Source organism: Streptomyces brevispora, from assembly GCF_007829885.1.
Taxonomy (GTDB): Bacteria; Actinomycetota; Actinomycetes; order Streptomycetales; family Streptomycetaceae; genus Streptomyces; species Streptomyces brevispora.
This window is the reverse complement of sequence record NZ_VIWW01000001.1, coordinates 166,957-179,265: the sequence shown is the minus strand read 5'-3', so window position 1 is coordinate 179,265 and position 12,309 is coordinate 166,957. Positions and strand designations below refer to the sequence as shown.

7 protein-coding genes are annotated in these 12,309 nt (G+C 73.4%); 5 read left to right on the top strand and 2 right to left on the bottom strand.

The window, feature by feature from the left end; genetic code table 11:
• Positions 1 to 32: 32 nt before the first annotated feature.
• On the bottom strand, positions 33 to 1,625 hold the full coding sequence (locus FHX80_RS00845; protein WP_145762323.1) for an ATP-binding protein: 1,593 nt from the start codon (positions 1,623 to 1,625) through the stop codon (positions 33 to 35).
• A 37-nt stretch (positions 1,626 to 1,662) separates the two neighbouring features.
• On the bottom strand, positions 1,663 to 1,857 hold the full coding sequence (locus FHX80_RS00840) for a hypothetical protein (protein ID WP_123468223.1): 195 nt from the start codon (positions 1,855 to 1,857) through the stop codon (positions 1,663 to 1,665).
• Positions 1,858 to 2,170: 313 nt separating this feature from the next.
• Between FHX80_RS00840 and FHX80_RS00835 the strand changes: the two genes are divergently transcribed.
• The 5 genes from FHX80_RS00835 to FHX80_RS00815 all read left to right on the top strand — a co-directional run bounded on the left by FHX80_RS00835 (position 2,171) and on the right by FHX80_RS00815 (position 12,205).
• Positions 2,171 to 2,563 carry an ankyrin repeat domain-containing protein gene (locus FHX80_RS00835; protein WP_145762322.1) on the top strand — a complete coding sequence of 131 codons (393 nt, stop codon included), beginning with the start codon at positions 2,171 to 2,173 and terminating at the stop codon, positions 2,561 to 2,563.
• A gap of 219 nt (positions 2,564 to 2,782) precedes the next feature.
• Positions 2,783 to 4,201 (top strand): HEAT repeat domain-containing protein, encoded by a 1,419-nt coding sequence (locus tag FHX80_RS00830; RefSeq protein ID WP_145762321.1) that lies wholly within the window; start codon positions 2,783 to 2,785, stop codon positions 4,199 to 4,201.
• Positions 4,202 to 4,452: 251 nt separating this feature from the next.
• Positions 4,453 to 5,979 carry a hypothetical protein gene (locus tag FHX80_RS00825; protein ID WP_145762320.1) on the top strand — a complete coding sequence of 509 codons (1,527 nt, stop codon included), beginning with the start codon at positions 4,453 to 4,455 and terminating at the stop codon, positions 5,977 to 5,979.
• A gap of 214 nt (positions 5,980 to 6,193) precedes the next feature.
• Entirely contained in the window at positions 6,194 to 7,114 is a 921-nt protein-coding gene (locus FHX80_RS00820; RefSeq protein ID WP_145762319.1) for a hypothetical protein, read from the top strand.
• Between the two features lie 159 nt (positions 7,115 to 7,273).
• Entirely contained in the window at positions 7,274 to 12,205 is a 4,932-nt protein-coding gene (locus FHX80_RS00815) for a hypothetical protein (protein WP_145762318.1), read from the top strand.
• Positions 12,206 to 12,309: the final 104 nt, after the last annotated feature.

Here is a 12,309-nt window from a genome sequence, read left to right as displayed (position 1 = left end):
GATCCGCGGGCCCTCCCTCACCGCTGCAGCCGTCAGTCGCTGACGGCCACACTCTCCAGGGCGACGGAAGCGGTCACGGTCTCCGCCGCAACCGGGGCGGGCGTGGTCGCCTCGATCGCCGTCCGCCGTTCGGGCAACAGGCCGAGCACCGTCCGGCGCTGCGCCTCGCTGGTCGTGTCGTCGTACGGATCAGGCGTGGCCGGCACCTGGATGCGCAGCACCGGACCGGCGCCGAGCCGTGCGTAGCCGCGGCCGGGCGGGACGTCCGGGGTCGGGGTGGTGTGCGGTTCCAGTCCCAGGACGGACTCGATCTGGACGGGGGAGCAGTGCCCGAGCACCACGCGGGCCCGGGTGTGGGTGCGCACGGTGGCGCTCAGGCCGTCCAGGCTGTCGAACTGCTCGGTCATCACCACGGTGACGTTGGCGGCCCTGCCGTGCCGCAGCGGCACCTGAAGCAGCTCCTGGGGGTCGGGCCCGCCGCCGACGGCGGCCAGATGGCCGAGCACGCTGGGCCGGTCCAGCAGGATCCAGAGCGGACGCCTGGTGTCCTCGGGGACGGCGTACCCGGACTGCCGGGCCCGGCTGGCCTCGATCAGCCGCCGCTCCGTCTCCTGCGCCGCCCATTCCAGGGTGGCGAGCGCCCCGGCCGGCCCGCACTCCACGGCCAGCACGCCCTCGCGGCCGTTGAAGCAGGCGTACTCACCGATGCCGCTGCCCTCGATGATCAGGATGTCGCCCTGCTGGAGTGCCTGGAGTGCGATGGAGCGCATCAGTGTGGTGGTGCCGCTGCCGGGCTGTCCGGCGATCAGCAGATGCGGCTCCGTGGTGCGTGCGCCGGTCCGCCAGACGACTCCTGGTGCGTCCCGGGTCCCGTCCCCGTCGCTCACCGGGACGGTGCGCTGCACCGCGTCGTCGTCCGTGAAGCCGAGGACTGTCTCGCCCGGGGCGGTGACGAAGTGCTGGGCGGTGATCGAGGTGGGCAGGGCTCCGAGCACGCTCATGACGAGCTGGTTGCCCTCCTCGTCCCAGCTGAACCGGTACTCACGGCCGCGGCCCGACTTGGCGTGCAGCAGCTGTTCGATCCGGGCGCGGGACGCTGCCTCGCTGTCGGTGAAGTACGCGGGGTACGTCACCCGGAGCCGGGAGACGCGGCCGTCGCCGTCGAACTCGTAGTCACTGAAGACCTGGTCCCAGTCGCCTCCGTGGACGAACAGCGGACTGGGGTCGTCGGCCGTGGAGAAGTACGGCACGAGCGCGTCGTACAGAGCCTGCAGGCGCCCGGTCTCCGCCTCGTTCGGGCCGGTCCTGACGGGAGAGCGTTCCCGTCCCTTCCGTGCGGCGGCGCACATCACCGTGACCAGGGCCATGAACGACCCGTACGGGATGAGCGCGACCACGAGTACGCAGGCCGCGACGAGGAACAGCGTGGGGCCGCGCCGGTCCTTGGGCGTCGCGGCCCACTTCTGCCGTCCTGCACCTGCCAGCAGCCGCAGACCACGGGTGATCGTGATCAGCGGATGGAGCACGTCGGTGGCGCTGTCGGCGGCCGTGCGCGCGATCTCGCGACTGCGAGTGATCGAAGCGCTGCCGCTGCTCAGAATGCGGGGGAGTGGTCGCCGGGCCACGTCTGTCTCCTGAAGGGGTGGGAGCGGTAGCGGAGGGTCAGAATTTGATCCCGCCCAAGAGGCCGGCGAGGCTCGCACCGCCCGCGGTGATGCTCGGTGCGATGGCGGTGCCGGCCAGGTAGAAGCCGAACAGGGCGGTGATGAGGGCGTGCGAAGCCTTGAGACCGTCCTTCCTGAAGAACAGGAAGACGATGATTCCGAGGATGACGACGCCTGACATGGAAAGGATCATGAGAGGTTCTCCTGGTTGGGGGGACAGTCACCATGAGTCCTTCCAGGCTCACCGGAAGTATCTATAGGATAAAAGCTTCAAATGGGTGAAAAGTGGGTTTTTTCACTGGACTGGCGGACGGTGGAGCACGGGCCGGAGGGGTTTTCGGTGCCGCGCACCACTCCGTCGTCACTCGACGTGATCTTTTGCCATGGGTGGGCCGGGTCATGTGCGCGTCCGGGCAGTACCCTGTCGGTTCACTCGTACGGCCTCAAGGCGCATGCCCCCCACGGGCCGGCGGCGGAGAAATCGATTACGGAAGGGCGGTCCCCCGATGAGCGAAACCCCTGATCCCGAGGTGGTGGAGCTGGCGACCAAGGTCTTCGACCTGGCACGCCGCGGAGATGCCGACGGGCTCGCCGCCTACGTCGACGCCGGGGTTCCCGTGAACCTCACCAACGACCGGGGCGACTCGCTTCTGATGCTCGCCGCCTATCACGGGCACGCCCCCGCGGTCGCGGCCCTGGTCGGCCGCGGCGCCGATCCGGACCGCGCCAACGACCGGGGGCAGACGCCGCTCGCCGGAGCCGTCTTCAAGGGCGAGGACGCGGTGATCGAGGCCCTGCTCGCCGCAGGGGCCGATCCGGCGGCCGGAACACCCTCCGCCCTGGACACCGCGCGCATGTTCGGCAAGGCCGACCTGCTGGAACTCTTCGGTTCCCGCTGACCGGGTCTGCCGTAAATGTGGTCGCGGTGGCGAAATGGCTGGGTCATCATGACGTCGCGGGCCCGTTTCGGGCCACCGACGAGAGGCAGAGGAAGATGGTCTACACCAGGCAGAAGACGGCGGTCGGCCGATCATGTTGCTGCGCGGCCTAGTGCCCACCCGGCACGTGGAACTGCACAGTCCCCGGTTGCGTCGACAGCTTGATGTGAGGCTTTTTTCATGTTTGATCCGTTCATAGCGCCGAGCGGCACCCTGCTCGGCCTGCTGCAGAGGGGCCGTGGCGACGGCACGCTCCACGCGCTCGCCGCACCACGCCCCGAGGCCCTGGCGGCTCTCAACCACTGCGTCCTGAGCGATCCGCGTCACGACTGGCAGGTGGAGAACCGCTCCCTCTACTACGCGCGCCTGTATCTCGACCTCGACGGCGGGATCGAGGAGATCGAGCGGCATCTCGCTGATCCCGAGGACCACCTGGACACGGACGAGTCACGCACCGGCCTGGCCCTCGCCGTACTCGGCCACCTCGCCTCGTACGGACGCGACGACGCCCTCGCCCTGCTGCGTAGCTACGCCGCGACCGGCTCCAACTGGGCCTGGGCCCTCGACGAGCTGGCCCTGCGCGACGACGACGCCGGCCTCCGGTCCCTCGCCGTCCCCGTGCTCGCCCGCTTCGGCACGGACACCGAGGGCTCCGCCGAACTGGCCGCCGCCGTACGCGACGCCTACGAACCCCGGCCCTGGCGGCTCTGGGCCGACGACCCGCGCGAAATGGTCGGGGCCCGGGTGCGAGCCGCCTCCGAACAGGGCTCGTTCGACCGGTGGCAACGGCAGATGCGCCCCGGCGGACCCCGCCCCGGCTGGAGCGTCCAGGCCGTCTTCGACTGGGCGCAGCAGGGACTCGACCGCGGCAGCGACCTCCATGTGCCGGCCGCCCGCTGTCTCTCCGCCGTCGCGGGACCCGAGGACCGGCCCGTGATCGTCGAGGCTGCCCGCAGCGGCCCTGAAGGCGCCCGGTGCGCCGCCCTGCACTACCTGACCGAGGCCCAGGACCCGGTCGTGCTCGACCTGATCGAGGCCGCGGCGGTCAGCTCCTCGCGCACCGTCGCCGACGCGGCCGTCGCCGCCTTCGAGCGGATGTGCGGTGAGGCGGCCGTCGACCGCGCCCGGCGCTGGGCCCGGCGGCCCGACGCGCTCGGCGCCTCGGCAGCCGGTGTGCTGGCAAGCCGCGGCGGCGCACAGGACGCGCCGCTGGTCCTCGGCGCCCTGCGCGAAGCCGTGCGCGGGGACGGACCCGACGCCCTCCGCCTGTGGACCCTGGTCGACGGCACCGGGCGGCTGGGCATCGCCTGCGCCGCTCCCGTCCTGCGCCACGTCTACCGGGAGACGTCCTCCTCCCACCTGCGGGGCAGAGCCGCCCGCGCACTGGCCGCCACCGACCCCTCCTTCCCCACCGGCTTCGCCGTCGAGTGCCTGTGGGACTGCGAGGAGACGACCCGCGAGGTCGCCGCACGCCACGCGGAGACCGGCGACATCAGGGTGGCCGAGCGCCTGCGCCGGCTGGCCGCCGACCCGGCCGAGGAGGCCGAGGTCCAGACAGCCGTACGCAGCAGGATCGGTCCGGACGCACCCGCCGTCTGACCGGTACGAACAGCACGGGACGTCGCGCGTCGGGGGGCGCGCGACGCGACGCCCCCCGACCGGCGGCCTGCCGCGGTGGTGTCCACCCGACGCGATGTGCGAACGGGGATGCGGCAGCCGCGCCGAAGACCGGGGAGCGCCGCCGCCCGGGCCCCGCGGAGCCGTCCGGCGGGGCATGACCGACTCCGGGGCAACCAGCCGCTTCTGCGCCGTTTCGACCGTTGTCGGTGCGAGGACCTAATCTGTGCAGCGTGACTTCGCCTGCCTACACGGAAAACGCTGCGCCCCAGCTCAGCGCGGGGCCGCGGCCCGCACCGGGCCCGGCCGCCGACGAGGGGCTCTCGCGGCGGCTGCGCGCGCTCGCCTGCACGGCGCCGCTGCACGACCTGGACGTGCGCAAGGCGAACCTGGCCGGTGAGTTCACCGTCTACGCGATGGCGGAGGTCGCGCTCGCCGCGATCGACCACGTCACGCTCAACATGGACTTCGACACCGGCGCGGACCACGACCAGATAGTGGCCAGACTCCTCCCGCGCGTCGCCGCGCAGGCCCCGCGCCGCCCGGTCGCCGAGCACGAACGGGTCGCCCGCTGGGTGCTGGAGAACCTGATCAACGTCGGCAGTGTGGACCGCGGCTTCCGGGCCGTCTACGGCACCTTCGGGCCGGACGGCGCCTACGTCCGGCGCGACTACGACTTCAAACTGATCGAAGAGGTCCCGGGATACGGCGGCAGCGTCTATCTGCGGGCCACCGACGAAGCGGTCAACGTCCTGGTCGGCGCCCTCGACACGGACGTCACCAGCGCCCAGATCGCCGCCGAGGTGAAGCTGGAGGTCCTGATCAGCCGGGGCCGTCTCGCCGACGCGCAACTCGCCGCCGAGCAGGCCCGCTACCGGACCGTGCAGTACGCGGAGACCCTCCGCAAGACACTCGACGCGACCCGGCGCAACGTCCGGGCGGTCGACTGGCTCAACGCCGTGCCCGACATGATCGCCGAGGCGCTGGAGCACGTCGCCGACCGCTACCGCCACGAGAACGCCATCCTCACCAACATCCGCAAGGCCCGTGACGAAGCGGAGGAGCCCGAGCACAAGCGGCGCGCCGCCGAGCTCGTCGACATCGTCAAGGACTGCATCCGCCGCCACACCCAGCTGCAGTCCCGTCTGCTGGAGGCCGGACCGCTGTTCCGCGCCGAACAGGACCGGCAGGCGTTCGCCGCACCGGCCGCCCGGACCGGTCTCGACCTGTACGGACAACTGCTGGCACCGCTGCTGCCGCTCCCCGTCGAGCAGGCGATCCGCGCCACCGACGCGTTCTTCGCGCACGGCACCGGACTGCGCACCCCCACCTCGGTACGGATGGGCGACCTGGTCGACATGCTGCTGACCCCGCCGCTGGAGCGCGAACACCTGGGCGCCGAGATGCCCGAGCCCGATCTGATCGCCACCCCCGCCGACAGCCGATTCAGCGAGGAGCAGCTGGCGAACGCCATGGAGCTGCTGGACCTGGAGCACGACGCACCGCGCCGCCTCTCCGGGCTGCTGACCGAAGCCAGACGACGTGATCCGGACCTCCCCTATCTGGTCGCCCTGCTCGCGGTCCACGCGGCGAGTCCCCCGGTCGGCACCGCCTACCGGCAGGGCGAGCGCCGGCTGCTGTTCTCCGTCGACGACGGGACCCAGCTGGAGGACCCCGAGTTCGGCGGGGCCGACCTGATCGTGGGCACGGCCCTGCTGGACGCGGCCGGCATGGCCGCGGACCGCTCGGAGGCGGGATGAGGACGACGCGGTCCGGCCGGACCACTCCCTTCCATACCGCTTCCTTCCGGACCACTTCCTTCCGGATCACTCCTTTCCGTTCTGCCGCCCTTCGTGCTGTCGCCTTCCGGCTCGCCGCCGCGAGCACCTGCCCGCACAGAATGGTCGGGGCAGCCGCGAGCGCCCGACCCGTCCACCCCGTACCGAAGACCGTCCGCAGCAAGGAGCGCCCGTCGTGAGCGACCACCGCGCAGAGCACGCCGACGCGTGGAGCGAGCACAGCGCCGCGTACCCCGCCGACCGGACCGAGTCCGCGCAGCCGTCAGCGCCCGCCGCAGTCACCCCGGCCGATGCGGCCGACGCCGCCCGGCTCGTCGCCTTCGGGCTCCAGCCCAAGCTGCTGCCCGCCCGCGACGCCGAGTACGCCGAACTGCTGCGCCGCTACCGGGAGGAGCCGGCCTTCGCCCGGCTCGCCGACGCCGTGGCCACCGGACTCGGCCTCGTCGTGCTTGAGGTGTCCACCCGGGCCGGCATGGCCGTCGCGGCGGGCGAGGACTCGGTCTTCGCCGTACGCATGGGCGACTACGCCCGCCGGGCCTCGCCGGACTCCGCCGACCGCTTCCTGCACGGGCTTGCCCACCTGGCCGTCGCCGCGATGGCCTTCCCGCGCCCCGAGGACCTCGCCGACGACGCGTACATCGGCCGGATCACGGTCAACGGCGTCGACGCCTTCGTACGCCAGGCATGCCACCGCCTGGAGGAGCGCGCCGAGGAGCACGGCGACAACACCGACCCGGCCAGTGACGCCCCCGGCCTGGAGGTCGGCTGGCGGGTCTACGCCCGGCGCAGCTCCACCGGAGCGACGAAGGACGCCCGACGGCTGGCCGGATCCACCACGGGCATCGTCGGAAAGGCCGTCGCCTTCCTCACCGACTCCGGCTTCCTCCAGCGCACCGGGGACGACGCCGGAGGAGCCTTCCGCACCACCGCCCGCTATCAGCTCCAGGTCCGCGACATGGCGGGCGGTGCCGCCATGGCCGAACTGCTGGAACTGGGAGTGGTACCGGTCACCGACGGATCGGCGACGCTGCTGCCGCCACCCGATCCCGACGACCTGGAGCTGGTGGCCGACGCCGGCCTGCCCTTCCACAGCTGACCGACGCCGGCCTGCCCTCTTGCGGCCGCCCGGCCCACAGTCGGCCACCGCACCACTGCCCGGCCCACCGTCGGCCGGCCACACGACCGCCCGGCCACCGCACGGCCGGCCGTCACCGACGCCTCCCTCCCGCTGCCTGAACGACGAGAGTCCGCCGCCATGTACGAGCTGTCCCGGGTCCGCCTCTACTCCATCGGGCCTGCCGGTGCGCGCTACGCCGACACCGTGCTTGACCTGCGCGGGGTCGGCGAACCCGTGCCCCACCCCGCACCGGCACAGGCGGAGTTCTTCGAGGAGGAACCGGTCGGCCCGCCGCGCCGGCCCGCCCCCGCCGGAGTGCTCTTCCTGGAGAACGGCGGCGGCAAGTCCGTCCTGCTGAAGCTGATCTTCTCGGTGATGCTGCCGGGCCACCGCAACACGCTCGGCGGCGCCAGCTCCGGCGTGCTGCGCAAGTTCCTGCTCGCCGAGGACTGCGGGCATGTCGCGCTGGAGTGGCAGCACACCCTGACCGGCGAATGCGTCGTCGTCGGCAAGGTCAGTGAATGGCGCGGACGCCAGGTCTCCAACGACCCGAGAAGGTTCGCCGAGGCCTGGTACTCCTTCCGGCCCGGCCCCGGACTCAGCCTCGACTCGCTGCCCGTCGCCGAGGCGACCTCGGTGGGCCGCCCCGCCGAAGGGGTCTCCGGTGCCCGGGGCAGGCGCCGCACCATGAAGGGCTTCCGCGACGCGCTCACCGAGGCGGGCAAGTTCTACCAGCACCTCGACGTGCACTGGGAAGAGATCCACGACCGCTGGAACGAGCACCTCGGCGACATCGGCCTGGACCCTGAACTCTTCCGCTACCAGCGCGAGATGAACGCCGACGAGGGCGAGGCCGCGGGACTCTTCGCCGTCAAGAAGGACTCCGACTTCACCGACCTGCTGCTGCGCGCCGTCACCGACACCCGCGACACCGACGGCCTCGCCGACCTCGTCAGCGGCTTCGGCAACAAACTGGGCTGCCGCGCCGAGCTGACCGCCGAGCGCGACTTCACCGCCGGCTCAGTCGATCTGCTCGGCCGCATCGTGGAGGCCACCGGAACACGTTCGCGTACCCGGGACATCCACGCCGGCGCCGAGCGCCGCACCCGCACGCTGGCCCGCAGGCTCTCCGCCCGCGCCGGCCAGGAGCGCGGCCGGACCGCGGAGCTCGCCCAGCAGGTCACCGGCGCGGCCCACACCGTCACCGGTGCCGAGGAGACCCGCGGCCGTGCCGGCCTGATCGCCGCCGAACTCGCCTACCGGCACGCCTCCCTGGCCCTCACCGCGGCCGAGAAGAGCGCGGCGGCCCAGCGCCGGGAACTGGGCGACGCCCGGACCCTGCACTCCGCCTGGCAGGCGGCCGAGGCAGTGCTGCGCCACCGCGCCGCCGCCGACCGCGCCGCGCGCGTCGCCGTCGCGATCCGCGAGGCCGAGCGGGACGCGGCCCCGGCGCTGGCCGCACGCGCCACCGCCGCTGCCGATCTCGTACGGGCCCTGCACACCGCCGCCGAGGTGGGCGAGAGCGTCGCCAACGAGGAGGAGGAGCGCTCCGAGACCCTTCAGACCGCGGGCGAGGCCGCGCACCGTGACGCCACCACGGCAGCCACCGAGGCCCAGCGCGCCCGCAGCGAGGTCGGCCACCTCCGCCAGCGTCTCGCCGAGGTCGAGCAGGAGACCGCCGAAGCGGTCCGGGCGGGCTGGCTCGACGACACCGCACCGAACGCGGACCCGGCCCGCGCGGCCCTCGCGGCGAACGATGCCGAACAGTCCGCGGTGGCCGCCTGGGACACCGCGCGTGAGGCCGCCGGATCCGCCGCGGAACGGTCCCGGCAGGCAACGGCCGCCGAGAGCCGCGCCGAACTCGCCGCGGCGCGGGCCGCCGACGGCGCACGGGCCGCCGAACAGGCCTACGAGGCCGAACTCAGGGCTGCCGAGTCGATCGCCGCCGAGCACCGCCTCGCCGACCTGCTCGGCCTGCCCACGACGCAGAGCGGCGGCGTACCCCGGCCACGGAGGGGCGCGACCGGACCCGAATCCGCAACGGACGCCGGACCCGAATCCGCAACGGACGCCGGACCCGAATCCGCAACGGACGCCGGTGCCGAGGAGCAGGGGCCGCACCATGAGGCCCCGAACACCGAGGGGACCGCCGCCGCCCCCGGCACCGACGGAACCGAACTGTCCGCTCACGGCGCCCACACCGTCACGACCAGGCATCTCCGCCCGGCCGAACAGCCGCTCACCGCAGCCGAGTTCGACCGCAACGCCGACGAGCTGCGCGACCTCCTCGACCAAGGCGTCAGCTCCGCCGAACGACGCCTCTTCGAACTGCGCACCGCCGCCGCCGACGACTCCCGCATCCTGGGCGCGCTCGGCGACGGCGGACTGCTGCCGCCCGGCCCCGACGTCCTCGCCACCGTCGAGTACCTCGGCGAGCACGGCATCCCCGCCCTGCCCGGCTGGCGCTACCTCGCCCAGGCCGTCGACCCGGCCGACCACGCGGCGGTGCTCGCGGCCCGGCCCGAACTCGTCGACGGGGTGGTGATCACCGACCCGGACGCGCACGGCCGTGCCCGCGAGGTCCTCGGTGCCGCCGCCCTGCTGCCGCGCTCGGCCGTGGCCGTCGGCACCGCCGCCGCCCTGCTCGCGCCGGTCCCGGACCCCGGCTCCGCCGCACGCGGCGACGGCGTGTTCCTCGTCCCGCCCAACCCGGCCATGCACGACGAACACGCCGCCGACGAGGAGCGGCACGCGCTCAGGAGCCGTGCCGCCGCCCGCGACGAGGACATCCGCACCCTCGCGGCCCGCCTCACCGCGGACCGTGCGCTCGCCGCCCGGATCGGCTCCTGGCGCGTGGACTGCCCGCCCGGCATGCTCGCCGAACTGGCGGAAGCGGCCGGCACCGCCCGTACGGCCGCCGAGACGGCCGAGGCCGCGCTCGCCGAGGCCCGTACCGTGCGCGCCGAGGCCGACGAGGCCGCCGCCGACACCGCCCGCGTCCGCGACGAGCGTCAGGAGGCCGCCCAGCGCGCTCGCCGGGCCGCCGACGCGCTCGCCGGACTCGCCTTCCGCCTCCGGGAACGGGCGGGCTGGCAGGCGAAACTGCGCGAGCTGGTCGACGAGGCGGCGGAGTCCGAGGCCCGCGCCACCGTCTTTCTGGAGCGTGCCAGGGCCGCCGACGAGGACCGCAGGGCCGCTCAGCGCGCCGCCGACGACGCCCGCCGCACCGCCCGCGCCCTGCGCGCCGAACGGGCCGAGATCGCCGGCGCCCCCGAGCACCTCCCGGAGCCCGCGCCGGACGCCCCGCGCCCCGCGCTGCCCGCCCTGCGCGAGGCCTACCGGGCGGCGTCCCAGCTCTACGAGAAGGTGGGCGTCGGCGCCGACCTGCGCGCCGAACAGGCCCGCGCGGAGAGCGACGAGAGCGCCGCACTGGCTGAACTGGACCGGCTCACCAACAAGGTCCGCACCCGGGCCGCCCAGCTCCTGGAAGGAACGGACGGCGCCGACGGCCCGTCCCGGCAGGCGGCCGCCGCCCGTGCCGAGTCCCTGGTCCAGCTCCTGGAGACCCGCGCATCGGCTGCCAGCGAGCAACTGGGCAGGCTGCGCGGCGAGTCCGAGCGGCTGGCCCCCGCCGACGGCGAGACCCTCCACACGGAACTCCCCGACGAGCAGGTACCCGCCGACGCCGAACAGGCCCAGGCCCTCCTGCGCACCGCCACGGCCGAACTCGCTGCCGCCACCGCGTCCCTGGACACCGCCAGGGCCGCCCACGCCGAACTGCTGCACGCCCATCGCACCGCCGAGGACTCGGCAGGCGGCTTCGACGAGACCGCGGCCCTCCTGCGCGACCTCCTCAGGGACCACGGCGACGACGACCCCGAGACACCGGACCCGTACCCCGGCAGTCTCGACGAGGCCCGGCAGTCCGCTGCCGAGGCCCGACGCTCACTGCGTGGCTGCGCCGCGGACCTGTCCACATCGGAAGCGGCCGTACGGGAGGCGAGCGATGTGCTGGTCCGGCACGCCAACTCCACCCGCTACGAACAGGTCCGCACCCCGGCCCGCCAGCAGATCCGTGAACTCCCGGCCGCCGCGCTGCCCGAGCACGCGGAGAAGTGGGCCCTCGCCTTCGCCCCCAGGCTTCGGGTCCTCACCGACGAACTGGCCCAGCTGGAACGCAACCGTGGCTCCATCGTCGACCGGTTGCGCGGCCTCGTGGACTCGGCACTCACCACGCTCCGCTCCGCCCAGCGGCTCTCCCGGCTCCCCGAGGGCCTGGGGGAGTGGTCCGGTCAGGAGTTCCTCCGGATCCGCTTCGAGGAACCCGACCAGGTCACACTGACCGAACGGCTCGGCGAGGTCATCGACGAGGCCACCAAGGCGGCGCTGAAGAAGAACTCCGACCTGCGCAGGGACGGCATGTCCCTGCTGCTGAGAGGTGTGCAGGCGGCGCTGGAGCCCAGGGGCATCGCCGTGGAGATCCTCAAGCCGGACGCGGTGCTGCGTGCCGAGCGGGTGCCGGTCGGGCAGATGGGCGACGTCTTCTCCGGCGGCCAGCTGCTGACCGCAGCCATCGCCCTGTACTGCACGATGGCCGCACTGCGCAGCAACGACCGGGGCCGCGACCGGCACCAGCACCACCACGCGGGCACGCTCTTCCTCGACAACCCCATCGGTCGCGCCAACGCCACCTACCTGCTGGAGCTCCAGCGTGCGGTGTCGGATGCGCTCGGAGTGCAACTGCTCTACACCACAGGGCTGTTCGACACGACGGCCCTCGCCGAGTTCCCCCTGGTGATCAGGTTGCGCAATGACGCGGACCTGCGGGCCGGGCTGAAGTACATCAGCGTCGAGGAGCATCTGCGCCCCGGGCTGCCGCAGCAGGACCCCGGCGCCGAGACGGTGCACGGAGAGATCACCGCCACCCGCATGTTCAAGCGCACCGCACCGGCGCCGGACGCGCTCCCGGCCCGGGCCGCGAGCCAATCCGCCGACGGCACGCCGGGCACGGCCGTGGATTCGGACCCGGGCGCGGATTCGGACCCGACCCCTCAGCCCGGCACAGGCTGAGACGCCAGCCACGATCCGGCGGGTGCGATCCGGCATGGGCTGAGACGCCAGCCACGACCCGGCGGGTGCGATCCGGCATCCGCCCGGCGTGCCCGCCCCAGAGG

Excerpts from the sequence above, each read along its gene's own strand:
- FHX80_RS00835 (WP_145762322.1), top strand. The coding sequence starts at position 2,171 with ATGAGCGAAACCCCTGATCCCGAGGTGGTGGAGCTGGCGACCAAGGTC.
- FHX80_RS00830 (WP_145762321.1), top strand. The coding sequence starts at position 2,783 with ATGTTTGATCCGTTCATAGCGCCGAGCGGCACCCTGCTCGGCCTGCTG.
- FHX80_RS00815 (WP_145762318.1), top strand. The coding sequence starts at position 7,274 with ATGTACGAGCTGTCCCGGGTCCGCCTCTACTCCATCGGGCCTGCCGGT.
- FHX80_RS00840 (WP_123468223.1), bottom strand. The coding sequence starts at position 1,857 with ATGATCCTTTCCATGTCAGGCGTCGTCATCCTCGGAATCATCGTCTTC.